Annotated in this window: 17 protein-coding genes; 14 read left to right on the top strand and 3 right to left on the bottom strand. The window is 70.5% G+C overall.

The window, feature by feature from the left end:
• The first annotated feature begins 45 nt into the window (after positions 1-45).
• The 3 genes from N5079_RS29225 (at position 46) to N5079_RS29215 (ending at position 4950) form a co-directional block, all read left to right on the top strand.
• Positions 46-1140, top strand: coding sequence for an ATP-binding protein (locus tag N5079_RS29225; protein ID WP_410007841.1), 1095 nt, complete (start codon positions 46-48; stop codon positions 1138-1140).
• A gap of 157 nt (positions 1141-1297) precedes the next feature.
• Positions 1298-2398, top strand: coding sequence for a phenylalanine--tRNA ligase subunit alpha (pheS, locus tag N5079_RS29220; protein ID WP_261587368.1), 1101 nt, complete (start codon positions 1298-1300; stop codon positions 2396-2398).
• Positions 2398-4950: a phenylalanine--tRNA ligase subunit beta gene (locus tag N5079_RS29215; RefSeq protein ID WP_261587367.1), complete on the top strand. Its 2553-nt coding sequence runs from the start codon at positions 2398-2400 to the stop codon at positions 4948-4950. Before pheS ends, N5079_RS29215 begins: the two co-directional genes overlap by 1 nt.
• A gap of 317 nt (positions 4951-5267) precedes the next feature.
• Here N5079_RS29215 and N5079_RS29210 read toward each other — a convergent pair whose 3' ends face one another.
• Positions 5268-8456, bottom strand: coding sequence for a penicillin acylase family protein (locus tag N5079_RS29210; protein ID WP_261587366.1), 3189 nt, complete (start codon positions 8454-8456; stop codon positions 5268-5270).
• Positions 8457-8884: 428 nt separating this feature from the next.
• Entirely contained in the window at positions 8885-10192 is a 1308-nt protein-coding gene (locus N5079_RS29205) for an MFS transporter (RefSeq protein WP_261587365.1), read from the bottom strand.
• A 212-nt stretch (positions 10193-10404) separates the two neighbouring features.
• On the opposite strand from N5079_RS29205, the gene N5079_RS29200 reads away from it, so the two are divergent.
• Positions 10405-12201 carry a discoidin domain-containing protein gene (locus N5079_RS29200; RefSeq protein WP_261587364.1) on the top strand — a complete coding sequence of 599 codons (1797 nt, stop codon included), beginning with the start codon at positions 10405-10407 and terminating at the stop codon, positions 12199-12201.
• 162 nt (positions 12202-12363) lie between these two features.
• Here N5079_RS29200 and N5079_RS29195 read toward each other — a convergent pair whose 3' ends face one another.
• Positions 12364-14019, bottom strand: coding sequence for a class I adenylate-forming enzyme family protein (locus tag N5079_RS29195; protein ID WP_261587363.1), 1656 nt, complete (start codon positions 14017-14019; stop codon positions 12364-12366).
• Between the two features lie 193 nt (positions 14020-14212).
• Between N5079_RS29195 and argC the strand changes: the two genes are divergently transcribed.
• The 10 genes from argC (at position 14213) to tyrS (ending at position 25136) form a co-directional block, all read left to right on the top strand.
• Positions 14213-15232, top strand: a complete 1020-nt coding sequence (argC, locus tag N5079_RS29190; RefSeq protein ID WP_261587362.1) for an N-acetyl-gamma-glutamyl-phosphate reductase — start codon at positions 14213-14215, stop codon at positions 15230-15232.
• A gap of 118 nt (positions 15233-15350) precedes the next feature.
• Positions 15351-16505, top strand: a complete 1155-nt coding sequence (argJ, locus tag N5079_RS29185) for a bifunctional glutamate N-acetyltransferase/amino-acid acetyltransferase ArgJ (protein WP_261587361.1) — start codon at positions 15351-15353, stop codon at positions 16503-16505.
• Entirely contained in the window at positions 16502-17473 is a 972-nt protein-coding gene (argB, locus tag N5079_RS29180; RefSeq protein ID WP_261587360.1) for an acetylglutamate kinase, read from the top strand. Before argJ ends, argB begins: the two co-directional genes overlap by 4 nt.
• Positions 17474-17517: 44 nt before the next feature.
• The gene (locus N5079_RS29175) at positions 17518-18663 is read left to right on the top strand and encodes an acetylornithine transaminase (protein ID WP_410007842.1); all 1146 of its coding nucleotides are present in this window, start codon (positions 17518-17520) and stop codon (positions 18661-18663) included.
• On the top strand, positions 18656-19588 hold the full coding sequence (gene argF, locus N5079_RS29170) for an ornithine carbamoyltransferase (protein ID WP_261587358.1): 933 nt from the start codon (positions 18656-18658) through the stop codon (positions 19586-19588). The genes N5079_RS29175 and argF overlap by 8 nt, the downstream gene beginning before the upstream one ends.
• Entirely contained in the window at positions 19585-20103 is a 519-nt protein-coding gene (locus N5079_RS29165) for an arginine repressor (RefSeq protein ID WP_261587429.1), read from the top strand. The genes argF and N5079_RS29165 overlap by 4 nt, the downstream gene beginning before the upstream one ends.
• A gap of 138 nt (positions 20104-20241) precedes the next feature.
• A complete protein-coding gene (locus N5079_RS29160) occupies positions 20242-21441 on the top strand; it encodes an argininosuccinate synthase (protein ID WP_261587357.1) in 1200 nt (399 codons plus the stop codon).
• A gap of 121 nt (positions 21442-21562) precedes the next feature.
• A complete protein-coding gene (argH, locus tag N5079_RS29155; RefSeq protein ID WP_261587356.1) occupies positions 21563-23008 on the top strand; it encodes an argininosuccinate lyase in 1446 nt (481 codons plus the stop codon).
• The gene (locus tag N5079_RS29150; protein WP_261587355.1) at positions 22990-23640 is read left to right on the top strand and encodes a DNA-3-methyladenine glycosylase; all 651 of its coding nucleotides are present in this window, start codon (positions 22990-22992) and stop codon (positions 23638-23640) included. The genes argH and N5079_RS29150 overlap by 19 nt, the downstream gene beginning before the upstream one ends.
• Positions 23641-23834: 194 nt before the next feature.
• Positions 23835-25136: a tyrosine--tRNA ligase gene (tyrS, locus tag N5079_RS29145; RefSeq protein WP_315967896.1), complete on the top strand. Its 1302-nt coding sequence runs from the start codon at positions 23835-23837 to the stop codon at positions 25134-25136.
• Positions 25137-25760: the final 624 nt, after the last annotated feature.

The following is a 25760-nucleotide window of genomic DNA, read 5'->3' as shown; positions in this document are numbered from 1 at the left end:
TCCAAGGGTCTCCGCGGGGTTCCCAAGGGTCGAGGAGGCAGTCTCGTGCGAGGTGACGACACCCCCGGCGGCGCCCTTCCCGAGGCGCCCGGCGGGAGTGCGCGCATCGACGTGGACGAGCTTCCCGACGGGCTCGTCACCGCCGACCACGACGGCACCGTCCTGCTCGTCAACCGGGCCGCCGAGCGGCTGACCGGGGTGAGCGGGGCGGCCGCGATCGGCAGGCACATCAACGACGTCCTGCCGTTCCGCGACCCCGACGGCCGCGACTGGTGGAAGTCGCTCGACCCGCGCGGCGGCCTGCCGACCCGCAGCCGGCAGCCGGAGCGCCCGGTGCACCTGCCCGGCCGCCAGGAGCTGCTCGTCGCCGTCAGGTTCGTCCGCAGGCCGGAGCGCGGCGGCCCGGTCGTCCGGGTCGTGATGACGCTCAGGGACGCCTCGGCCCGGGCCCGCGTCGAGCGCAGCCGCGCCGACCTCGTCTCCACCGTCGCGCACGAGCTCCGATCCCCGCTGACCAGCGTCAAGGGGTTCACCGCGACGCTGCTCGCGAAATGGGACCGGTTCACCGACGCCCAGAAGCTCGTCATGCTGCAGACGGTCAACGCCGACGCCGACCGGGTCACCCGGCTGATCACCGAACTTCTCGACGTGTCCCGGATCGAGTCCGGCCGGCTGGAGGTCCACCGCCAGGTCGTCGACATGCCGGCGCGGGCCCGCAGGATCATCGCGGGCCGGGTGGCCGCGGGGGAGCCCGAGGACCGGTTCCACCTGGAGGTCCGCGGCGAGCTGCCCGAGACCTGGCTCGACCAGGACAAGATCGACCAGATCCTGGCCAACCTCGTGGAAAACGGAGTGCGGCACGGACGCGGTACGGTGACCATAGTGATGGAGCCGGTCGAGTGGGGAGTAGCCGTGTCGGTGCGTGACCAGGGTGAGGGCGTGGCACCCGAGCTGGTCACCCGTGTCTTCCGCCAGTTCTGGCGGGGCAACGGGCGCCGCAGGGGCGGCACCGGGCTCGGCCTGTTCATCGTCAAGGGCCTGGTCGAGGCCCACGGCGGCACGATCAGCGTGCAGCGCGCGCCCGGCGGCGGCGCGGAGTTCCGATTTATCCTGCCCACCGGCACCCCTGACTTCGCCTGAGCTCGCCGAGCTCACTTCGCGCGGATGACGGCCCGGTGGGCTGATCGGACAGTGCCGCGACCGGCGAGATTTGCCCAGGCAAAGATTGACGGGAGGGGCACTAGACTCGACCCGCTGAGCGCCCTGCGCTCGCATGCCCTGGATACGGAGCTCTCTCTTGTCGAACACCTATGACCCGGTCGAGGTGACGCCGTTGCACGCCGACGAAGTCGAGCGGGCGCAGGCGGACGCCCTCGCCGCGATCGCCGCGGCGCGCGACCTCGACGATTTGAAGCAGGCGCGGCTCGCCCACGCCGGTGACCGCTCGCCGATCGCGCTGGCCAACCGCGAGATCGGCGCGCTCCCGCCCGCGGCCCGCGCCGAGGCGGGCAAGCGGATCGGCGCGGCCCGCAAGGCCATCGGCGAGGCGCTCGCCGCCCGCCAGGCCGAGCTCGAAGCCGAGCGCGACGCGCGCGTCCTCATCGAGGAGTCGGTCGACGTCACGCTGCCCTGGGACCGGGCGCCCCGCGGCGCCAGGCACCCGCTCACCACCCTGCAGGAACGCGTCGCCGACGCGTTCGTCGCGATGGGTTACGAGGTGGCGGAGGGTCCCGAGCTCGAGGGCGAGTGGTTCAACTTTGACGCGCTGAACATCGCGCCCGACCACCCGGCCCGGTCCGACCACGACACGTTCTTCGTGGAGAGCACCGACTCCGGCAAGGTGCTGCGCACCCAGACCTCCCCGGTGCAGATCCGCGCCCTGCTGTCGCGTCCGCTGCCCGTCTACGTGATCTCGCCGGGCAAGGTCTTCAGGACCGACGAGCTCGACGCCACCCACACCCCGGTCTTCCACCAGGTCGAGGGCCTCGCGGTGGACAAGGGCCTGACGATGGCCCACCTCAAGGGCACGCTGGACCGGTTCGCGGAGGTGATGTTCGGCGAGGGCATCACGACCCGCTTCCGGCCGAACTACTTCCCGTTCACCGAGCCGTCGGCCGAGATGGACCTGCGCTGCTTCGTCTGCCGCGGCTCCTCGGCCGTCCCCGGCAACCCGCCCTGCCGCACGTGCAAGTCCGAGGGCTGGATCGAGTGGGGCGGCTGCGGCATGGTCAACCCGCGCGTGCTGATCGCCTGCGGCGTCGACCCGGCGGTCTACTCCGGCTTCGCCTTCGGCATGGGCATCGAGCGGACGCTGATGTTCCGCCACAACGCCGAGGACATGCGCGACATGGTCGAGGGCGACATCCGCTTCACCCTGCCGTTCGGAATGGAGGTCTGATGAAGGTCCCGCTTTCATGGCTGCGGGAGTACGTCGATCTCCCCGCCGTCACGGCGCAGGAGGTCGCGGACAAGCTCACCGCCGCCGGCCTGAAGCTCGAAGCGATCACCTCGCACGGCCACGAGATCAAGAACGTGGTCGTCGGCCGGGTCCTCGAGATCGAGGAGCTGGCCGGGTTCAAGAAACCCGTCCGGCACTGCCGGGTCGAGGTCGGGGAGGCCACGCCGCGCGAGATCGTGTGCGGGGCCACCAACTTCGCCGTGGGCGCCGTGGTCCCGGTGGCGCTGCCGGGCGCCGTCCTCCCCGGAGGCTTCGAGATCGGCTCCCGCAAGACGTACGGCCGGCTGTCGGACGGCATGATCTGCTCGGAGGCCGAGCTGGGCATCGCCGACTCCTCGCCCGGCATCCTCCTGCTGCCGGACCACACGCCCATCGGCGCGGACGTGGTCGAGCTGCTCGGCCTGCGCGACGACGTGCTGGAGCTGGAGATCACTCCGGACATCGGCTATGCCCTGTCGGTCCGCGGCGTCGCCCGTGAGGCGGCCACCGCGTTCGGCGTGCCGTTCCGCGACCCCGCGGCGGTCGAGCTCCCCGCCGCGGCCGGTGAGTCGTGGCCGGCGTCGATCGCCGACCCGACCGCCTGCGACCGCTTCGTGCTGCGCTCGGTCTCCGGTTTCGACCCCGCCGCCGAGAGCCCGCTCTGGATGCGGGTACGGCTGGCCCGCGCCGGCATGCGGCCGGTCTCGCTGGCCGTGGACATCACGAACTACGTGATGCTGGAGCTCGGCCAGCCGCTCCACGCCTTCGACCGGTCCCGCCTGTCCGGCGGGATCGTCGTACGGCGGGCCCTTCCGGGCGAGACGCTGGAGACGCTGGACCACGTGGTCAGGAAGCTCCACGAGGACGACATCCTGATCACCGACGACTCGGGCCCGATCTCGATGGCGGGCACGATGGGCGGCCTGCACACCGAGATCTCCGGCGCCTCCACCGACATCGTGATCGAGGCGGCGCACTTCTCGGCCACCGGCATCGCGCGGGAGTCCCGCAGGCACAACCTGGTGAGCGAGGCGTCCAAGCGGTTCGAGCGCGGCGTCGACCGGGAGCTGCCGCCGGTCGCGTCGTGGCGTGCCGTACAGCTCCTCGTCGAGCTGGGCGGGGCCACGGCCGAGCCGGGGGTGACGCACGCCGAGGCCGACGTGGCTCCCGTGCGGATCACCATCCCGGCCGACCACCCCGACCGCGTCGCGGGCGTGCCGTACGGGCGGGAGACCGTGATCCGCCGGCTGGAGCAGGTCGGCTGCACGGTGGTGGACGGCGCGGTCGCGTCTTCCGGAGGCGGCCACGGCGTCGCGGCCACCGGAGTGGTGTCGAGCGGCGACCTGGCCGACAAGCTGGCCGTTCGCGGCGACGACCTGATCACGGTCACGCCGCCGAGCTGGCGGCCGGACCTGACCGACCCGAACGACCTCGCCGAGGAGGTCATCCGCCTCGAAGGGTACGAGCGGCTGCCGTCGGTCCTCCCCGCCGCTCCGGCCGGGGCCGGGCTGACGGAGGGGCAGCGGCTGCGCCTCCGGGTGGGCCGGGCGCTGGCGCTTTCCGGGTACGTCGAGGTGCTGTCGTATCCGTTCATCGGCGTCCGCGACCTCGACAACCTGCAACTCCCCGAGGGAGACCCCCGCAGGAGGGCGACCCGGCTGGTCAACCCGCTGAGCGAGGACGAGCCGTACATGCGGACCACGCTGCTGCCCGGCCTGCTGAAGACTCTGGTCCGCAACGTGGGCCGCGGCTTCGCCGACGTGGCGCTGTTCGAGACCGGGCTGGTCTACCGGCCCGAGCCGGACGCTCCGGCGAAGGCCCCGGTGCTGCCGGTCGATCGCGTGCCGACGCCGGAGGAGCTCGCCGAGATCGAGACCGCGCTGCCCAGGCAGCCGGTCCGGGTCGCGGTCGTGCTCGCCGGCGAGTTCGAGCGGTCCGGCTGGTGGGGCGGGGGCCGCCAGGCGTCGTGGGCGGACGCCATCGAGGCCGCCCGCACCATCGCCCGCGAGGCCGGGGTGGAGCTCGGGACCCGGGCGGACCAGCACGAGCCGTGGCACCCCGGCCGGTGCGCCGCGCTGTACGCCGGGGAGACCCTGCTCGGCCATGCGGGAGAGCTGCACCCGCGGGTCGTCGAGGCGTACGGCCTGCCTCCGCGCACGGCCGCCATGGAGCTGGAGCTGTCGCTTCTCGTGCCGTCCGGACCGGTGCAGACCCCGGCCGTGTCCGCCTACCCGGTGGCCACGCAGGACGTCGCGTTGATCGTCCCGGCTGAGACGCCCGTCGCGCTCGTGGAGGTGGCGCTCCGCGAAGGAGCGGGAGAGCTGCTGGAGTCGATCCGGCTGTTCGACGTCTACACCGGGGAGCAGGTGGGTGAGGGCAACAAGTCCCTGGCCTACACGCTGCGCTTCCGGGCGCCCGACCGGACGCTCACGGTCGAGGAGACCACCGCGGCCCGGGACGCCGCGGTGGCCCTCGCGGGTTCGCGCACCGGAGCCCAGCTCCGCGGCGCCTGACCACCCCTCGCGCGTGATCTGCCCCCTCGCGCATGATCTGCCCCCTCGCGCGTGATCATGCACAGGTTCCGCGCGGGGCATGGTGACCAGGCCGGACCCCGGGCGTGATCATGCACAGGTTCCGCCCTTGTGCGGTCGACCAGGGCACCGTTCTTTGGTGATCATGCACTGCTGCCAGTGCATGATCACCGAGTGTAAAGGGCCAGTTAGCGAGGGCCGGTGCGGAACCTGTGCATGATCACGACACGAGATCATGCTGGTGGGGCCGGCAATCAGGGAACCTATGCATGATCACACCCTGTTGGGGTTCTTGGGTTTCAGGGGGTGTAGAGCTCGAACTCGTACAGCGAGTAGCCGTACGAGGTGCCGCGCTTGACCCCTTGCATGCGGACGTAGCGGGCGTTGACCGGCGTGAATGTCAGGTTGTCCACGCCGCCGTTGCCGGTCGTCGTGGCGTACACCGTCGTCCAGGTGCTCCCGTCGGGCGATGTCTGGATCTTGTACGACGAGCCGTACGCCGCCTCCCAGCGGAGGATCGCCCGCCCGACCGTCTTCGCCGTCCCGAGATCGACCTGCAGGTACTGGCTGTCGCTCCAGCCGCTCGCCCAGCGGGTCGTGGGGTCACCGTCCACCGCCTTGTCCGGCGTGTAGGAGCCCTGCGTGCTGGACGCGCTCGCCGTACGGGTGAGCGCCAGGTTCGCGATCGCGTCCCCGCGGTGGGCGGGGAAGGACACGACCTGCTGGTAGGTCGGCCGGTTCTGCCACGAGATCAGCGAGTGCTTGATGCCGCCGAGCGGCGACTGCCGGATGGCGTCCGCGCACCACTGGTCGCCCGCCGAGCAGGCGTCGTCGGCCGGGTAGGTGGTGGTCGCCGCCTCGCCCAGCGCCGCCGACAGGCTGTCCAGCAGGACCGTGCGGCAGGCCGCCACGGTGTCGCCGCAGAACTTGGCCGGCAGTGGCGCGCCCACCGGGTCGCCCAGCACGGCCCGGATGTCCTTGTCGACGTAGCCCCACCAGCCGTACTGGAACGACGAGCCCTTGTGGGTCTGCGCCTCGTTGGCCGAGGTGGCCAGGTTGGACTTGTCACCCTCCTGGTGCCCCGAGGGCGACTCGTTGATCTGCAGCGTGTTGATCAGCGACTGGTAGAGCCCGTCGCCGAGGCCGGGCTTGAATTCGGCCCTCACGAGCTTCGGCCACCAGGCGTCGAAGATCCGGATGGCGTCGGCGTTCGCGTAGGTCTTGCTGCCGGGGGAGGTCTCGGCCCGCCTGGCTCCGGCCGACGCCCACGCGGAGAGCTTGGACACCGCCGAGGCGATGGCCGGGTCGGCCACCGCGCTGCTGTTGATCACCCGCAGGAGGTTGGGCAGCACCTTCCAGCCGCGCAGGTCCGTCGTGGCGGCCGATGCCATGATCTTGACGACTCCGGAGCGGTCGAGCGTCCCCGAGTTCAGCGCCGCCTTGACGGGGGCGTCGAGCAGGTCGCCGCGGTGAACCGGCCCGAAGCTGAAGTTACCGTCGGCCGCGCCGTAGTCCTTGGCCTGCTTGTTGTTCCAGCTGACGAAGTAGTCCTGGTTGACCGCCTGCGGGTGGGTGCCCGGAGCCGCGTAGGTCGCCGTGTTGGTCGACGGGTCGAATCCGGCCCACTCGTGGGCGGCGTCACCGGCCATCGGGAGGTTCGGGTCGGAGACCGCCGACCTGACCGGCTCGTTGCCGGACATGAAGTACGCCGTGTCGGCCGAGTTGACATAGAACCAGTTGAAGGCGAACCCGATCTTGGATGCCGAGCTCTGGAACGCCGCGGCCGATCCCATCTCGCCGGGGTCGTTGAACATCTGGAACCCGACCGCCGAGTCCGCCTCGTGCTGGTAGGTCGAGCGGAGCGTGGTGAAGGCCGTCGGGACCCCGCCGACCGTGCCGCGCCACGTCACCAGGCCGTACTTCGTCCGTTTGATCACCAGGTCGTAGGAGCCCGCACCAGTGGAGTCGGCCGTGTTCGGCTTCCACGAGTTGGTCTTCTTCAGCGTCTCCATGGCGGTGCAGGCGCCGTGGTAGAGGTAGTGGTCCGAGGCCGTTGTCGGCGTTCCGCCGTTCGGGTCGCAGAGGGTGACGGCGTAGGTGTCGGTGATGTCCTGCAGGCTGGAGGTGGCGCTCCAGGCGTAGTCGGTGCCCCGGCCGAGCAGCACGTAGAGGTTGAGCCCGGAGAACGCGGCCCCGCGTGCCCGGATGCCCGGTCCCGAGATCTCCTCCAGCATCAGCAGCTGCGGCGAGAAGTAGCCGGTCTGCGGGCCGAAGACCGCGATCGGATGCCCGCCCGCCGACTTCGCGGCCGAGACCACGATCGCGTTCGACATGCTCGGCTGTGAGTTGTCGACCGTCAGGCCGGTCAGCGCGCTCCTGCCGGCCGTGGTGGCGGAGGCCGCCGTCCCCGACTCGTTCTCGGTGATGTCGACGGGTGTGGTGGTGGCGTCGGGCAGGACCACCCCGGTGGCGCCGGCGGGCGTGGCCCCCGACGGGAAGCTCTGCCCGTTGTGCAGCGTCAGCACGGTCTCCGGGTCGTTCTGCTGACGGAGGGCCGCCCACATCTGGTCGCCCGCCGCCGTGCCGTACTTGGCCCGGGCGGCGACCCGGACGAGGGCCGACTGCATCTCGGCGCCGCCACCGCCGCCGAACAGGCCGCCGATCACCCCGGCGATCGCGATGAGGTCGGTCATGGTGAAGCCGACCGGCCCGCCCGCGTTGGTGATCGAGTCGAGATGCCCGGTCAGCACGTACTCACCGGGGCAGTTGCGGCCCGCCATGCAGACGTCGATGTACGCGTTGATCCCGGCGACGTAGTTCTGGACGTCGGAGTAGAGTTGCGCGCCCTTCGGCCCGGAGTTCTTGATGCGGTCGATCTGCGCCTGGAGGTCGGCCTCGGTGTAGGGGGAGTTGCGCCAGACGCTCTGCTCCAGGTCCCTGTTGCCCTTGGCTCCTCCCGCGAACGGCGTCAGCTCGCCCCGGCCGACGTGCCGCATGAGGTCCATCAGCCAGAGGCGGTCCTGCCCGCCCGCGTAGCCCGCGCCGTACATCGTGCCCGCGCGGGTCGTGCCGGTGATGTGCGGGACGCCGGTCGCCTTGTCGCGGACGATCGTGACGTCCGAGCGCGGGGTGACCGTGCTCTCCACCTGGCCGGCGGGAACGCCGAAACCGCTGTCGTTGAAGAACGCGGTGATCTGGTCGTCGGTCAGGCCGGTGTACCCGGAGATCAGGCCGGCGTACTTGCCGAGCTGGTCGGCGCTGTGGCCGGGGTAGGTGCCGAAGCCCTGGTTGCCCAGGATGTCGACGAGGGTGGCGTTGCCGTTCTGGCCGGGCGGCAGCACGTCGGCGCACTGGCCGAGGCAGTAGTCGTCGGGCGGGTAGTAGGGGGCGGCCGCGGCAGGCTGAGCCGGCAAACCGGCGGTGAGGAGGACGAGCGCGGCGGCGGCGGTGACCGCTCGCCTGGCCGTCCGGCGAAGGCGCGCGTGCATGGGGGAACTTCCCTTCGCGAGATCGGGGGGTGAAGGGACGGGTAGGGATGTTCACGCGCGTGAATATGAGCCATGCTCAACTCCGGACGATACTTGGCGGTAACCAGGGGAGCAATGGGCAATGTGAAGCCGCCTCTGCGGCCGTCTCGGTCCTGATCTCAGTGTGATCTCCGGCGCCGTCTCAGCGCCGTCGAAACGCCGCCTCTGCCGCCGGCGAGGCCTGCGTTGCGCACGCCCGAGCGGCGGGATATTCGGCGGGGATGGGTTCGTCGGCGCGGCGGGCGCGTTCTGCGAGGGCGTATTCGTCCATCCGTGCGCCGTTTGCTGCCTCCGGGGCTGCCCTGTGTACGGCGCGGAAACGGCGGCCGCACGGACGCGGAAATGGTGCGGCAACAGTGCGAAATGGGGGAGCGGAGCCGTACGAAAGGTCAGGCGGGGGTGGGTTCGTCGGCGCGGCGGGCGCGTTCGGCGAGGGCGTACTCGTCGGTCCGGGCGTCGTAGCTCCGGAACCTCGGCAGGATGGTCGCCATCAGCGCGACCGCGCCCACGCAGAGCAGGCCGCCCGCGCCCAGTGAGAAGCGGGTGCCTCCGAACTGGGCCATCAGGCTCGCGCGGGCGTCACCCAGCATCGGGCCGGTCGAGTAGGACAGCAGCTCGATGCCGGCCAGCCGGCCGCGGTACTCGTCGGGAATCGTCTGGTTCCAGATCGTGCCGCGGAAGAGGCCGCTGACCATGTCGGCCCCGCCGGCGATCGCCAGGAAGAGGAACACCAGCCAGACGTTCGGCATGACGGCCGCGAGCGCCACCGCCACGCCCCACCCCGTCGCGGAGACGATCACGGCGAGACCGTGCCGGTGGACGTGGCTCGTCCAGCCTGACGTGAGGGACGCGACGACCGAGCCGACCCCTCCGGCGGCGTACAGCAGGCCGAGGGCCTTGGGCGCGTTCAGGTCGTCGGCCAGGAAGGGGAACAGCGCGGTCGAGCTGGCGAACGCCATGGCCGCGATGTCGACGAGGTAGGTGCCCATCAGGTCGGGCCGCCGCAATGCGTAGCGGACGCCCTCCACCATGGACCCCAGCGAGGCCGGCGTGGCCTCCTCGGACCGGGCGACCCTGCGGACCCTGACCAGCAGCGCGAGCGAGACGAGGAACGTCCCCACGTCGAGGCCGTAGGAGGCGGCGGGCCCGAGCGAGGTGACCACCAGACCGCCCACGGCGGGCCCGGCGATCATCGCCGTGTTCCGGGTGAGCCCCTGGATGGCGAAGGCGGCGGTCATCTGGTCGAGCCTGAGCACCCGGTTGATGATCGCCTGCTCGCTCGGCGTGCGGACGCTGCCGAGCCCGGCGGAGACGGCGCCCACCACATAGAGCACCCACAGCTGCGGCCTGGGCAGCAGCGCGTTGACCAGCAGGAGGACCGAGGTGAGGCAGAGGCCGGCCTCCGTGACGATCACGATCCTCCGGCGGTCGAGCGCGTCGGCGATGGCCCCGCCCCACAGCCCGAAGACCACCATCGGGACGAACTCGGCCAGGCTCACCAGGCCGACCGCGATGTACGACCCCGTGAGCTGTTTCACCTGGTACGGCACGGCGACCATGGTGATGATCGTGCCGACCATCGTGATCAGGCCCGATCCGAGGAGCAGGCGGAAGTCCCGGGACTCGCGGAGCGGGCTCAGGTCCAGGCGGAGGCGGCGGGCCAGGGATCCGGGCGACCGATCAGGGGATTCCGACACGGTCGGCCATTGTCATCGGACTGCGCCGGGGTCGGCAAACGGTTTTCCGCCCCCTCGCTTCTCTTCGAGAGATCCTGGCGTTGATAGGTCGGAGCTTTACTGGCCCTTGACAGTCAAAAGCCTCACTTCTTACGGTCGTGAGTCGTGATAGATCGGAGTTCTTGCTCGAACCGACGCGAACGCTCCACGACGCTGACCTGGGGGCGCGAGCGATGAAGCTGAGACGTCCTCTGACCGCCGCCGTCCTGGCGGTGATCACCCTGCTCGCCGGCACGATCGTGGCCTCGCCCGCGCGTGCCGACCTGTTCCACCCGCGCCAGACCTGGCTGCGCAACTCGGCGGCGGGCCTGTTCTTGCACTGGGGCATGCGCACGTCCCCCGGTTACGCGACCTGCGAGGCGTGGGAGAAGGCCGTCACCGACGGCGGCTGGGATCCCGCCTACTGGGTCGACGAGGCCCGCAAGCTGCACGCGAGCTACCTCGTCCTCGCGTCGTTCCACAGCCGGCTGGGCTACTCCCGGCCGTGGCCGTCCGCGATCCCGGGAAGCTGCAGCACCAAGCGCGACTTCCTCGGCGAGCTGATCAAGGCCGCCAAGGACAAGGGCGAGCACGTCATCCTCTACATGACCGACGACCCACAGTGGCACGCCGAGGGCGGCCACGAGTGGCTCGACTCGGCGGCGTACTCCGCCTACAAGGGCAAGACTGTCGATCTGACCACCCGGCCCGGCTTCGGCGAGTTCAGCTACGACAACTTCGTCGAGATCATGAAGAACTACCCGGACCTGGCCGGCTTCTGGATCGACAACGACAACCAGTACTGGGAGCAGAACGGGCTCTACGAGCGGATCCGCGCCGAGCGCCCCGACATGCTGCTGAGCAACAACAACGAAGACACCCCGATCATGGACACGGTCAGCAACGAGCAGAAGACCGGCATGGTCCCGGCGTACGACTACCCGGCCGCCGTCTGGACGCCGATGCCGCGCCTGACCGAGGCCGACTTCAAGCTCCCCAGCAAGGGCGCGTGGTGGTTCGACGGCTCCAACCCGCCGGTCGACTACCGCCTCACGCTCGGCCGATACGTCGCCAACGCAGGCTCCTCGATCAAGAACCTGATGGCCGAGACCGCGATGGTGAACGGCAGGTTCCCCTCCAACCAGGAGGCGTTCAACAACTTCGCCGAGGGCTGGCTCGACGACATCTGGGAGTCGATCCACCTCACCGAGGGCGGCGGCTACATGTACGGCGGCCTTCAGCCGGGCGCGTGGAACGACGGCGCGTTCGGCTACGTCACCGTGAAGAAGGACGACCCCCAGCTCGAGTACGTCCACGTCGTGACCAAGCCCGCCACGGCGACCGAAGTGAAGCTCAGGGACAACGGGTACAAGATCGTCCGGGTGACCGACGAACGCACCGGCGAGCGGACGCCCTTCGAGCAGTCCGGCGGCTATCTCACGATCAAGGGCATCACGAACTGGGACCAGTACGACACGGTGTTCCGCGTTCAGACGGCCGACCGGCAGGGCGTCTACCCGTCGGAGTCGATCACCGCGACGGCGACCGCCGCCAAGGCCGGGTTCCCCGCGAGCAACCTCACCGACGGCGACTACACGACGTACTGGGACGCCGACGGCACCTTCCCCGTGTCGATCACCCTGGACCTCGGTGACAAGAACAAGGCGGAGTATCTGGCGATCAACCAACGGGAGTGGTCGCCCACCCACAACCGGGAGACCTTCGGCCGCAAGGAGGACTCCGCCCGGATCAAGGACTACAAGCTCTACGTGAGCGACGACGGCGTGACCTGGGGTGAACCCCTCAGGGCCGGCGTTATGGAGAGCGCGCGGGCGGCACGCTACATCGACCTGGGGGTGAAGACCCGGTACATCAAGCTGGAGGTCGACAGCACCTGGGCCGCGCCCACGGTGCCGGCGTACTACCACAAGCTCAGGATCGACGAGATGCGCGTCGGCTGGCGGACTCCGGTCGGCCACGACAACCACTGAGCCACGACAACCACTGAGCCACGACAACCACTGAGCCACGACAACCACTGAGCCACGACAACCACTGAGCCACGACAACCACTGAGCTACGACACCCGCTGAAACCATCCCGTACGGCTCGCGCCCGGCCCACCGGGGCGCGAGCCGGTACGGGAGGGGGGCTCAGAGGCCGAGGATCTCCTTCCGGAGATGGGTCTTAAGGATCTTGCCTCCCGGGTTGCGCGGCAGCTCGGCCTCGCGGAACCACACCTGGACCGGCACCTTGAACGCCGCGATCCGGCCGCGCAGGAAGTCCCGCAGCTCCTCCGCCGTGGCCGTGGCCTCCGGCTTGAGCCGTACGACGGCTCCGACCTGCTCGCCCAGCTCGTCGTCGGGGATGCCGATCACGGCGGCGTCGTCCACGGCGGGGTGCTCGAACAGGGCGGCCTCGACCTCGGCGCAGTACACGTTCTCGCCGCCGCGGATGACCATGTCCTTAGCCCGGTCGACGATGTAGACGAAGCCCTCGTCGTCCACACGGGCGAGGTCGCCGGTGTGCAGCCAGCCGTTCACGAACGTCTCGGCGGTGGCGTCCGGCCGGTTCCAGTAGCCCATGATCACGATGGGTCCGCGCATGCAGAGCTCCCCGACCTCGCCGGTCGGCACCTCGGCCCCGAGCGGGTCGCAGATCTTCACGTCCACGACCGCGAGCGGCAGGCCGATGCTGTCGGGCTTGGCGACGTAGTCCGGGCCGGTGTTGCAGATCGCGAGCGCCGTGGTCTCGGTCATGCCGTACCCGTTGGCGGGCGTCCGGTTCGGCAGCAGCTCGCTGATCCGCTCCAGCAGCTTGGGCGGGGCGGGGGCGCCGCCGTAGGAGATGGACTCCAGCGACGAGATGTCATGATCGCGGAAGGAGGGGTGGGAGATGAGCTGCCAGGCGTTGGTCGGCACGCCGCTCATCCCGGTGATCCTCTCGCGCTCGATCAGCTCCAGGGCGCGGAGCGGGTCCCACTTGTACATGAGCACGAGGCAGCCGCCGCTGAAGATCGTGCCCATGAGGACGGCGAAGCAGCCGGTCACGTGGAAGAGGGGGACGGTGAGGAGCGTCGCGCGCCGCCCTCCGGCGGCCGCGGCGGGGTCCTTCCCGGCGAGGGCGAGGCCGCGCAGGAGCGCGTAGGCCACGGTCATCGGCGCCTGGCCGAGGTTGCGATGGCTGCCGAGCGCGCCCTTCGACCGCCCCGTGGTCCCGGAGGTGTAGAAGATCGTGGCCGGGTCGTCCGGCCCGATCTCGACGGCGGGAAGGGTCACGTCGGCGCTGACCTCGCCCAGCACCTCCGCCCAGTTCGCCCCTCCGGCCCGCGTGACGATCGTCGGAACGCCGCTGCCGGACAGGCGCTCGGCCCGCTCGCCGTCGGCGATCAGCACCGTCGCCCCCGAGTCGGCCATGCCGTACTCCAGCTCCGGCGCGGTCCACCAGGCGTTCAGCGGTACGGCCACGGCCCCGGCGGCCAGCACGGCGGAGAAGGAGACGATCCACTCGGGGTAGTTGCGCATGGCGATGGCGACGCGGTCGCCCTTGCGGACGCCGTAGTCGGTCACGAGACGGTTGGCCAGCGTGGCCGCCAGGCGGAAGTGCTCCTCGTAGGTGATCCGCTCGTCCTCGTAGACGATGAAGTCCTTGTCGCCGTGGAACCGGCTCGTTTCCAGGATGACCCGGAAGTTTGCCGGGGCGTGCTTCCACGCGCGGATCTTGTTGCCGCCGGCCTCGACCTCTTCCATTTCGAAGAGCTGGCCGGGTGCGGTCAGCTTGGCCTGGACCTGTTCGTTCGTGATCGTCATGCTGGCGCACACTCCCGAGACGTCGTTAACCCGGGCGTAACAATACCGACCGGTAGGTACGGGTGCCAGACGTCCACACGTCGGACCGCCACTTGCATGACCATGCCGCACGATGCATACTCCTACTAAAGCAAGATTATGAGCTTGGCCGTATGGACATGCAGGTATGGATACGCGAGGCCCGGGAGGCCGGATGAAGGCGGCGATCGCCGGAGCCAGTGGGTACGCGGGGGGCGAGCTCCTCCGGCTGCTGCTCGGCCACCCCTTGGAGATCGGCGCACTGACCGCCGGTTCGAGCGCCGGGAGCAGGCTCGGAGACCACCAGCCGCACCTCGTGCCGCTGGCGGACCGCGTCATCGAGGAGACGACGCCCGAGGTCCTGCGCGGCCACGACGTCGTCTTCCTGGCCCTTCCGCACGGGCAGTCGGCCGCGGTCGCCGCCGAGCTGGGCGAGGGCACCCTGGTCGTCGACTGCGGGGCCGACTTCCGGCTCGCGGACGCGGCCGACTGGGAGCACTTCTACGGCGGCACGCACGCGGGCACCTGGCCCTACGGCCTGCCGGAGCTGCCCGGCCAGCGGGAACTACTGCGGGATGCCCGCCGGATCGCGGTGCCCGGCTGCTATCCCACCGCCGCGACGCTCGCCCTTTTCCCGGCCTTCGCCGCCGGCCTGGCCGAGCCGGACGTCGTCGTCGTGGCCGCCAGCGGCACCTCCGGCGCGGGCAGGTCGCCGAAGACGAGCCTCCTGGGCAGCGAGGTCATGGGATCCGTCAGCGCCTACGGCGTCGGCGGCGTCCACCGGCACACCCCGGAGATGGAGCAGAACCTCACGGCCGTGGCGGGCCGCCAGGTCCGGGTCTCCTTCACGCCCACCCTCGCGCCGATGAGCCGCGGCATCCTCGCGACCTGTACGGCTCCCGCCACGCCCGGCCTCACGGCCGCCACGCTCCGGGAGGCGTACGAGACGGCGGTGAAGGACGAGCCGTTCCTCCACCTGCTGCCCGAGGGGGCCTGGCCCGCGACCGCGATGACGGTCGGCGCCAACACGGCGGTCCTCCAGGTCGCCCTCGACGAGCGGGCCGGACGCGTCGTCGCCGTCGTCGCCATCGACAACCTCACCAAGGGCACGGCGGGCGGTGCCATCCAGAGCGCCAACCTCGCCCTCGGCCTCCCCGAAGAAGTCGGCCTTCCCCTCAATGGAGTCGCCCCGTGAGCCAGCACATCAGAATCACGCCTCCCACGGGGGTGGCGGGCGTGAGAGAGCGCAGCGAACGAACCAGTAGGCACGCGTCACGCGAACGCGTCACCGAGCCGCTAGGCGAGGTGGGCGTATGAGCGTCACCGCTCCTTTGGGATTCCGGGCGGCGGGGGTGGCCGCCGGGATCAAGTCCGGCGGCTCCCGCGACCTCGCCCTCGTCGTCAACGACGGTCCGTCGCGAGCGGCGGCGGGCGTGTTCACCGCCAACCGCGTCAAGGCCGCGCCCGTGCTGTGGTCGGCGCAGGTCCTGAGCGGCGGCCGGGTCAAGGCCGTGATCCTCAACTCGGGCGGGGCCAACGCCTGCACGGGCCCGCTCGGCTTCCAGGACACCCACGCCACCGCGGAGAAGGTGGCCGAGGTCCTGGGCGACTCCGCCGGCGAGGTCGCGGTCTGCTCCACCGGCCTGATCGGGGAGCGGCTGCCGATGGACCCGCTGCTCGCCGGGGTCGGCGCGGTGGCGGCCCAGCTCTCGCGGGACGGCGGCCTGGCCGCGGCCGACGCCATCCGGACCACCGACACGGTGAGCAAGATCGCTTTCCGCCGGGGCGAGGGCGGCTACATGGTCGGCGGCATGGCCAAGGGCGCGGGCATGCTCGCCCCCGCACTTGCCACCATGCTGTGCGTGCTGACCACGGACGCCGACGTGACCTCGGAGGACCTGGACGCGGTGCTGCGGAGGGCGACCCGCGTGACCTTCGACCGGCTCGACGCCGACGGCTGCATGTCCACCAACGACACCGTGCTGCTGCTCGCCAGCGGCGCGTCCGGCGTCCGGCCCGATCTCGCCGAGTTCGAGAAGGTCGTCACCGCCGTCTGCGCCGACCTGGCCCGGCAACTGCTGGTCGACGCCGAGGGCGCCACCAAGGCCATCGCGATCGAGGTGGTCGGGGCGGCGTCGGAGGACGACGCGGTGACCGTGGGCCGGGCCGTCTCCCGGTCGAACCTGCTCAAGTGCGCCATCCACGGTGAGGACCCGAACTGGGGCCGGGTCGTCAGCGCCGTGGGCACGACGGACGCGGCCTTCGAGCCCGAGCGGCTGAACGTGGCGATCAACGGCATCTGGATCTGCCGCGGGGGCGCGGCGGGAGACGACCGCTCCAAGGTCGACCTGCGGCCCCGCGACGTGACTATCACCATCGACCTGTCCGCCGGGCCGCACTCCGCCACCGTTCACACGACGGACCTCACCGAGGCGTACGTCCACGAGAACTCGGCGTACTCGTCATGAGCGTCCGGAGGAACGGCGCGCTGGACAAGGCGTACACGCTGATCGAGGCGCTGCCGTGGCTGGCTCGCTTCCATGGGGCGACCGTCGTCATCAAGTACGGCGGCAACGCGATGACCGAAGAGCACCTGAGGGCGAAGTTCGCCGACGACGTGGTGTTCCTCCACTACGCGGGGCTGAAGCCGGTGATCGTGCACGGCGGCGGGCCGCAGATCCAGACCCACCTCGACCTGCTGGGGATCGACAGCCACTTCGTCTCCGGGCTGCGGGTGACCACGCCGGAGGCCATGAAGGTCGTCCGGATGGTCCTGGTCGGCCAGGTCAACCGCGACGTGGTCGGCCTGATCAACCGGCACGGCCCGTTCGCGGTCGGCATGTCGGGCGAGGACGCCCACCTCTTCACGGCCGAGCGCAAGCACGCCGTCGTAGACGGCGTCAAGGTCGACATCGGCCAGGTCGGGGAGATCGTCCGGGTCGAGGCGGGAGCCGTACAGGCCCTGCTGGACGACGGGCGGATCCCGGTGGTGTCGTCCATCGCCCGCGGCGACGAGGAGCCGGACGGGCCGGACGGGCTGAGCGGTGTCTACAACGTCAACGCGGACACCGCGGCCGCCGCGCTCGCCGTGGCGCTCAACGCCTCCAAGCTGATCGTCCTGACCGACGTCGAGGGTCTGTACGCCGACTGGCAGCCCGATTCCGCGGACTCGCAGGAGGTGATCAGCCGGATCACCGCGTCGGAGCTGGCCGGCCTGCTGCCGGCGCTCTCCAGCGGCATGGTGCCCAAGATGGAAGCGTGCCTGACGGCCGTCCAGGGCGGGGTGCCGCAGGCGCACGTGCTCGACGGGCGCGTGCCGCACGCCCTGCTTCTGGAGATCTTCACCGACCAGGGCATCGGGACGATGGTCCTGCCCGACGCGGACACCCAGACCAAGAACGGCACCAAGACCGAACCCAAGGGGGATTCGCGGTGAGCGGTCACGGAGACGCCCTGCGCGCGCGCTTCGAGTCGGCCTTCATGCCGAACTACGGGGTGCCGCCCGTGGCGCTGGCCAAGGGGGAGGGCTGCGCCGTCTGGGACGTGGACGGCAAGAGGTATCTCGACTTCATCGGCGGGATCGCGGTCAGCTCGCTCGGGCACGGCCATCCCGCCCTGGTCGAGGCCGTGTCCCGGCAGGTGGCGACGCTGGCCCACACCTCGAACCTGTTCCTGCACGAGCCCGAGGTCCTGCTCGCCGAGCGGCTGCTCGGCCTGCTGGGGGAGCCGGCCAAGGTCTTCCTCGCCAACTCGGGCACCGAGGCCAACGAGGCCGCCCTGAAGCTCGCCGTCAAGTACGGCAAGGCGCGCGGCCGGAGCTACTTCGTCGCCGCCGAGATGGGCTTCCACGGCCGCACCATGGGCGCGCTGGCGCTCACGGGCAAGCCGTCGATCCGCGACCAGTTCGGCCCGTTCCCAATCGACGTGCGGTTCGTCCCGTACGGCGACGCCGACGCGATGAAGAACGCGGTGACCGACGACTGCGCGGCCGTCTTCCTGGAGCCCGCCCAGGGCGAGGCCGGCGTCGTGCCGCCCCCGGAGGGATATTTCCGGGCCGCGCGGGAGATCTGCTCGGCGACCGGTGCTCTGCTCGTGGCCGACGAGATCCAGTCGGCGATCGGGCGGACCGGCCACTGGTTCGCCCACCAGGCCGAAGGCGTCGTCCCCGATGTGCTGACGCTGGCCAAGGGCCTCGGCGGCGGCATGCCGATCGGCGCATGCGTCGGGTTCGGTGAGGCCGGAACGATCTTCGAGAAGGGCGACCACGGCTCGACGTTCGGCGGCAACCCGGTCTCGTGCGCGGCGGCGCTCGCCGTACTGGACACGATCGAGCGTGACGGCCTGCTGGAGCACGTCAGGACGGTCGGGCGGCAGCTCAGCGAGGGAATCGCGGCCATCGAGCACCCGCTGCTCAAGGGTGTCCGAGGTCGCGGGCTCTGGCTGGCCGCCGTGCTGACCTCCGACCGGTCGGCCGGGGTCCAGGCCGCGGCCCAGGAGGCCGGGTTCCTGGTGAACGCCCTGCAGCCCGACGCCGTACGGCTCGCGCCGCCACTCGTGATCAGCTCTTCGGAGGTGCGTTCCCTCCTGGACGCGTTCCCCGGCATTCTGGAGGCCGTCAATGGCTAGACATTTCCTGCGGGACGACGACCTGTCGCCGGCGGAGCAGGCGCAGGTGCTCGACCTGGCCGAGGCGATGAAGAAGGACCGGCACGGATACCGGCCTTTCGAAGGCCCGAAGACCGTGGCCGTGCTCTTCGACAAGCCCTCGACGCGGACCCGGGTCTCGTTCGCGGTCGGCATCGGGGAGCTGGGAGGCCTGCCGCTCGTCATCGACGCCGCATCGTCCCAGATGGGCCGGGGCGAGCCGATCGAGGACACGGCCCGCGTCCTGTCCCGCCAGGTGGCGGCCATCGTGTGGCGGACCTCCGGCCAGTCGCGCATCGAGGCGATGGCCTCGGTCTCCGCCGTTCCGGTGGTGAACGCGCTGACCGACGAGTTCCACCCGTGCCAGATCCTGGCCGACCTGCAGACGATCCGGGAGCACAAGGGCTCGGCGCAGGGGCTGACCCTGGTCTACCTGGGAGACGGGGCCAACAACATGGCCCACTCCTACCTGCTCGGCGGGGCGACCGCCGGCATGCACGTGCGGATCGCCGCTCCGGCCGGCTACCTGCCCGACTCCCTGATCTTCGACCGCGCGGCCGAGATCGCCGCGTCGACGGGCGGCTCGGTGTCGGTGGTGACCGACCCGGAGGCGGCCGTCGCCGGCGCCCACGTGGTCGCCACGGACACGTGGGTCTCGATGGGGCAGGATGGCAAGGACGAGCGCGTCGCGGCGTTCACCCCCTACCAGGTGAGCGGTGAGCTGCTCGCACTGGCGGCCCCGGACGCGATCGTGCTGCACTGCCTGCCCGCCTACCGGGGGCTGGAGATCACCGCCGAGGTGATCGACGGCCCGCAGAGCGTCGTCTGGGACCAGGCCGAGAACCGGCTGCACGCCCAGAAGGCGCTCCTGCAGTGGCTGGCGACGCAGAACGCGGGGACGGCGTGACGATCCCGCTCACCAAGGCCGCGCGGCACGCCCGCATCGTCGAGCTGCTCACCCGGCACAAGGTCCGCTCGCAGCCCGAGCTGGCCAAGCTGCTGGCGGAGGGAGGCGTCGAAGTGACCCAGGCGACGCTGTCGCGCGACCTCGACGAGCTCGGCGCCCTCAAGCTGCGCGCCGACGACGGGACGCTGGTGTACGCGCTGCCGGGCGAGGGAGGCGGCCGGATCCCGCGATACCGGACCGGCGACGGGAACGGCTCCTCGGAGAACCCCGACGCCCGGCTCCGCAGGATCGCCGAGGAGCTCCTGGTGTCGGCCGAGGCGTCGGCAAACCTGGTGATCCTCCGTACGCCACCGGGGGCGGCCCAGTTCATGGCCTCGGCCATCGACCACGCCGGCTGGGACTCGATCCTCGGCACGGTGGCGGGCGACGACACGATCCTGGTGATCAGCAGAGACCCCGCGGGCGGCCAGGCCCTGGCCGCGTCCCTGCTCAACCTCACCACTCGCCGCCCATGAGGTGGTGATCATGCAGAGGTTCCCGCAGAGGGGCCCCAGCCTGGCACTTCGCACGTGGTGATCACGCACAAGTTCCCGGCAACCAGCGATGACCAGCGCAGATACAATTCGTGACCGTGCAACTGGAGAAGAGAGACCATGACTGACAGGGTTGTACTGGCATATTCCGGCGGCCTCGACACCTCCGTGGCCATCCCGTTCCTCGCCGACAAGACCGGCGCCGAGGTCATCGCCGTGGCGGTCGACGTCGGCCAGGGCGGCGAGAACATGGAAGTGATCCGGCAGCGGGCGCTCGACTGCGGCGCCATCGACTCGATCGTCGTGGACGCCCGCGAGGAGTTCGCCAGCGACTTCTGCGTTCCGGCGCTCCAGGCCAACGCGCTCTACATGGACCGCTACCCGCTCGTCAGCGCCCTGTCCCGGCCGCTGATCGTCAAGCACCTGGCCGCCGCCGCCAAGGCGTACAACGGCACCCACGTCTCCCACGGCTGCACCGGCAAGGGCAACGACCAGGTCCGCTTCGAGGCCGGCCTGGCCGCGCTCAACCCGGACCTGAAGGTCATCGCCCCGGCCCGCGACTTCGCCTGGACCCGTGACAAGGCCATCGCGTTCGCGGAGGAGAAGGGCCTGCCGATCGACGTCAACAAGAAGTCGCCCTACTCGATCGACCAGAACCTGTGGGGCCGGGCCGTCGAGACCGGCTTCCTCGAGGACATCTGGAACGCCCCCATCGAGGACGTCTACGACTACACCTCCGACCCGACCGTGCCGCGCGAGCCGGACGAGGTAGTCATCACCTTCTCCGAGGGCGTCCCGGTGGCCCTCGACGGGCGGTCGCTCACGCCGTACGGGATCATCGCGGAGCTGAACCTGCGCGCCGGAGCGCACGGCGTCGGCCGGCTCGACATGGTCGAGGACCGGCTCGTCGGCATCAAGTCACGCGAGGTCTACGAGGCGCCGGGCGCGATCGCGCTGATCACCGCCCACATGGAGCTGGAGAACGTCACCGTCGAGCGCGACCTGGCCAGGTTCAAGCGGTCGGTCGACCAGCGGTGGGGCGAGCTCGTCTACGACGGCCTGTGGTTCTCGCCGCTCAAGGGCGCCCTCGACGCGTTCATCGCCGACGCGCAGCGGCACGTGTCGGGAGACATCCGGCTGGTCCTGCACGGCGGCCGGGCCGTCGTGACCGGGCGGCGCTCCGACGCGTCGCTGTACGACTTCTCGCTGGCCACCTACGACACGGGCGACGCCTTCGACCAGTCGCTCGCCAAGGGGTTCGTCCAGCTCTGGTCGCTGCCCAGCAAGATCGCCGCGGCTCGCGACGCGCGCCAGGACTGAAACCGGCCGTATGCCCCGGTTCCTGTTCGGGACCGGGGCACACGTCGGCTAGGGTCGCGGATTGCGAGCGGATCAGTTCGGGTCCCAGATGCTGGGACAGTGGGATCGGAGGAGGACAGCGGTGGCGGACAACAAGCCGATGCGGCTCTGGGGCGGCAGGTTCGAGGGGGGACCCGCGGACGCGCTCACGCGCCTGTCGGTGAGCGTGCAGTTCGACTGGCGGCTCGCGCCGTACGACCTGCTGGCCTCGCGTGCGCACGCCCGCGTGCTGCACCGCGCCGGGCTGTTGACGCAGGAGGAGCTCGATCGGATGCTCGGCGCGCTCGACGACCTCGAACTGGCGTGCAAGGCGGGGGAGTTCCGCCCCACGGTCGCCGACGAGGACGTGCACACCGCCCTGGAACGCGGCCTGCTGGAGCGTCTCGGCACGCTCGGCGGCAAGCTCCGCGCCGGCCGCAGCCGCAACGACCAGGTCGCCACCGACCTGCGGCTCTACCTGCGTGACCACGTCCGCACGATCGTCTCCCGGCTCGTAGAGCTGGAGACCGCGCTGATGAGTCAGGCAGAGGAGCACGCCGCGACCGCCGCTCCCGGCATGACGCACCTGCAGCACGCCCAGCCGGTGTCCTTCGGCCACCAGCTCCTCGCCCACGTCCACCCGCTGACCAGGGACGTCGAGCGGCTGCGGGACTGGGACAGGCGCGCCGCCGTCTCCCCGCTCGGCTCGGGGGCCCTCGCGGGGTCGTCGCTGCCCCTCGACCCCGCCGCCGTCGCCGCGGAGCTGGGGTTCGACGCCGCCGCGCCGAACTCGATGGACGCGGTCGCCGACCGCGACTTCGCCGCCGAGTTCCTGTTCTGCGCGGCCATGATCGGAGTTCACCTGTCGCGGCTGGGCGAGGAGATCGTCCTGTGGGCCTCGCAGGAGTTCCGCTGGATCGAGGTGGACGACGCCTACTCCACCGGCTCGTCGATCATGCCGCAGAAGAAGAACCCTGACGTCGCCGAGCTGGCCAGGGGCAAGAGCGGGCGGCTCATCGGCTCCCTGATGTCGCTGCTCACGACGCTGAAGGGCCTTCCGCTCACCTACAACCGCGACCTGCAGGAGGACAAGGAGCCCGTGTTCGACGCGGTCGACACGCTGCTCCTGGTGCTCCCGGCCGTGTCCGGCATGGTGTCCACGATGCGGGTGAACACGGCGAAGCTCGAGTCGAGCGCGCCCGAGGGCTTCGCGCTAGCCACCGACCTCGCCGAGCTGCTCGTCCGCCGGGGAGTCGCCTTCCGCGACGCCCACGAGGCCGTCGGCCACCTCGTCGTGTGGTGCCAGGTCAACGACAAGGACCTCGGCGAGCTCACCGACGAGGAGCTGGCCAAGGTGTCCCCCCACTTCGCGGCCGGCCCGGCGGGAGCCTCCGACGGGACGCCCGGGGTTCGCGACGTGCTCAGCGTGCACGGCGCCCTCGCCGCGCGCAGCGCCTTCGGCGGCACCGCTCCCGACCGCGTGCGGGACCAGCTCGTCACCCTGGGGGAGATCGTCGACGGCCAGGCGGCATGGGCGAGCGGGAGCTGATCGGACCGCCCCTGGAACGGGCGTTCTTCGACCGCCCGTCCTACGAGGTCGCGCCCGACCTTCTCGGTCGCGTGATCGTCCACGGGCCCGTCGCCGTACGGCTGACCGAGGTGGAGGCATACGGCAAACCGGGCGAGGACCCCGCCTCGCACACGTACCGAGGGCGCACTGAGCGCAACTCGGTCATGTTCGGCGAGCCGGGGCACCTCTACGTCTACTTCACGTACGGCATGCACTTCTGCGCCAACCTCGTCTGCATGCCGGAGGGCGTCGGCTCCGCCGTACTCATGCGGGCAGGCGAGGTCGTCGACGGCTTCGCCGTGGCCCGCTCCCGGCGCACCGGTGCGGCCGCCTCCGCGGACGCCAAGCGCGTCGTCCCGGATCGGGACCTCGCCCGGGGGCCGGCCCGGCTGGCGGTCACCTTGGGCCTGGCCCGGCTGCACAACGGCTTCGACTGCTGCTCGGACGGGCCGATCCGGGTCTTCGAGGGCTCGCCGGCCGACCCGGGGGTGATCAGGGCGGGGCCGCGCACGGGCGTGTCGGCGGGCGCCGAGACCCCGTGGCGGTTCTGGATCGACGGAGACCCCACCGTCTCCCCGTACCGCGCGCACGTACGGCGTACGCGAAGGTAGCCACCCGGGCTCTCCGGCGACTCCGGCGATGTGGCGGGCGCGGCATCGAGTGGCGATAGGGTTTCGCGTCAGGCAGGCTTGCTGTACGGGCGCGAAAGCCGCCCCTCGAAACCCATCGAACCGCGGGCTTGCGCGGGGGCGAAAGCCGTACATCCATCGAGCCGTACATCCATCGATCAGTGAGAGCCAGGACCGTGACCGCTTCTTCAGGCAACCTCGTGCCGACGCCGGGGATCGACATCCTCGACGAGCTGGAATGGCGCGACGTCACCGCGCAGACCACCGACGCCGACGCGCTGCGCAAGGCACTGGCCGAGGGCCCGATCACCGTCTATGCGGGCTTCGACCCGACCGCGCCGTCACTCCACGCCGGGAACCTCGCCACCCTGCTGATCCTCACCCGGTTCCAGAGAGCGGGCCACCGCCCGATCGGCCTGGTCGGCGGGGCCACCGGCCTGATCGGCGACCCCAGCGGCCGCAGCACCGAGCGCTCGCTGAACTCGTCTGAGATCGTCGAGGAATGGGTCTCCCGGATCCGGGTGCAGGTGGAGAAGTTCCTGTCCTTCGACGAGGGGCCGACGGCGGCGACGCTGGTCAGCAACCTCGACTGGACGGCCGAGCTCTCGGCGATCGACTTCCTGCGCGACGTGGGCAAGCACTTCCCCGTCAACCGCATGCTGGCCAGGGAGTCCGTCTCCGCCCGGCTGGCCGGGGAGGGCCTCAGCTACACCGAGTTCAGCTACCAGATCCTGCAGGCCAACGACTACCTGGAGCTGTACCGGCGGCACGGCTGCACGCTGCAGTTGGGCGGCAGCGACCAGTGGGGCAACATCACGGCGGGCGTCGACCTGATCCGCCGGGTCGAGGGCGCCCACGTCCACGCGCTCACCGGGAAGCTGATCACCAAGGCCGACGGCACCAAGTTCGGCAAGACGGCCGGCGGGGCGGTCTGGCTGGATCCGGCGCTCACCTCTCCGTACGCGTTCTACCAGTACTGGCTGAACGCCGACGACCGTGACGTCGTGCGGTTCCTGAAGGTCTTCACCTTCCGGGAACGTGAGGAGATCGAGGAACTGGAGAAGGCCGTGGCGGACCGCCCCGCGGCCCGGGAGGCGCAGCGGGCGCTGGCCGGGGACCTCACCACGCTCGTCCACGGAGCCGACGAGCTGGCCCGGGTGATCGCCGCTTCGCGGGCCCTGTTCGGGCAGGGCTCGCTGGACGAGCTCGACGCCAGGACGTTGGAGTCGGCGCTGGCCGAGGTGCCCACGGCGACCGTCCCGTCGCTCGGCGCGCCGTACATCGACCTGCTGGCCGAGAGCGGCCTGGTGGAGTCGAAGTCGGCGGCCCGCCGGGCGGTCAAGGAGGGCGGGGCGTACCTCAACAACGTGAAGATCACCGACGAGGACTACGTGCCGTCGGCCGATGACCTGCTGTTTGGCCGCTTCCTCGTGCTGCGGCGCGGCAAGAAGACCATCGGCGGCGTCGAGGTCGTCTGACGGTCCAGTACGGCAGCCGCCCCTGGGGAGATAACACCCAGGGGCGGCTTTTTCATGGTCAAAAGTTACTGTGACTGGGGTAACAGTCTTGTAGCGAGGTGGCTGTATTCGGCCCGAATCATGCCTCTGACCTGGGTATACATCCGGATCGCCGCGATTTGACGGGGGCGCGGAGGTTGCCTAGTCTTTCCTTCGCCCCAGGGATGAGCGGGACGCTGAGAGGCGGCCGGGCCCGAGGGGTAAGCCACTTCGACAACCAACCTGATGCGGCGTCCGCGCCGGGTCCGGGTCGATCGTGACGTGCCCGGAACTCCGGGGTTGACACGAAGCGAACGGCATAGTAACTTGGAGTGGTTGCCCCGGAAGCGGGGCAGTCCTCTTCGGGAGGGCGCCGATCCGCGAACCGCCTCTGGGCGGTCGGCGAACCGGGTGCCACCGAAAGTGGGACACAGCGGAAGTCACAGCCCCGGAATCTCGGAACCGTTTGGGTTCGGGTGATGGTGTTCGCGTCCGTTTCTTGAGAACTCAACAGTGTGTTAAAAGCCAGTGCATGATGCACAACCCCGTCATTTTTGACGGATTCCTTTGGTTGGCATCCATGAGATGGATGCCTGCTGGGGTTCA

Origin of the sequence: Planotetraspora sp. A-T 1434 (assembly GCF_025420585.1) — a bacterium.
GTDB lineage: Bacteria > Actinomycetota > Actinomycetes > Streptosporangiales > Streptosporangiaceae > JAOEGB01.
The sequence above is the reverse complement of the archived record's forward strand: the minus strand, read 5'-3'. Positions and strand labels throughout refer to the sequence as shown.

Excerpts from the sequence above, each read along its gene's own strand:
- N5079_RS29150 (WP_261587355.1), top strand. The coding sequence starts at position 22,990 with ATGGGCGAGCGGGAGCTGATCGGACCGCCCCTGGAACGGGCGTTCTTC.
- argB (WP_261587360.1), top strand. The coding sequence starts at position 16,502 with ATGAGCGTCCGGAGGAACGGCGCGCTGGACAAGGCGTACACGCTGATC.
- argF (WP_261587358.1), top strand. The coding sequence starts at position 18,656 with ATGGCTAGACATTTCCTGCGGGACGACGACCTGTCGCCGGCGGAGCAG.
- N5079_RS29210 (WP_261587366.1), bottom strand. The coding sequence starts at position 8,456 with ATGCACGCGCGCCTTCGCCGGACGGCCAGGCGAGCGGTCACCGCCGCC.
- N5079_RS29175 (WP_410007842.1), top strand. The coding sequence starts at position 17,518 with ATGCCGAACTACGGGGTGCCGCCCGTGGCGCTGGCCAAGGGGGAGGGC.
- N5079_RS29215 (WP_261587367.1), top strand. The coding sequence starts at position 2,398 with ATGAAGGTCCCGCTTTCATGGCTGCGGGAGTACGTCGATCTCCCCGCC.
- argC (WP_261587362.1), top strand. The coding sequence starts at position 14,213 with ATGAAGGCGGCGATCGCCGGAGCCAGTGGGTACGCGGGGGGCGAGCTC.
- argJ (WP_261587361.1), top strand. The coding sequence starts at position 15,351 with ATGAGCGTCACCGCTCCTTTGGGATTCCGGGCGGCGGGGGTGGCCGCC.
- N5079_RS29200 (WP_261587364.1), top strand. The coding sequence starts at position 10,405 with ATGAAGCTGAGACGTCCTCTGACCGCCGCCGTCCTGGCGGTGATCACC.
- N5079_RS29160 (WP_261587357.1), top strand. The coding sequence starts at position 20,242 with ATGACTGACAGGGTTGTACTGGCATATTCCGGCGGCCTCGACACCTCC.
- N5079_RS29195 (WP_261587363.1), bottom strand. The coding sequence starts at position 14,019 with ATGACGATCACGAACGAACAGGTCCAGGCCAAGCTGACCGCACCCGGC.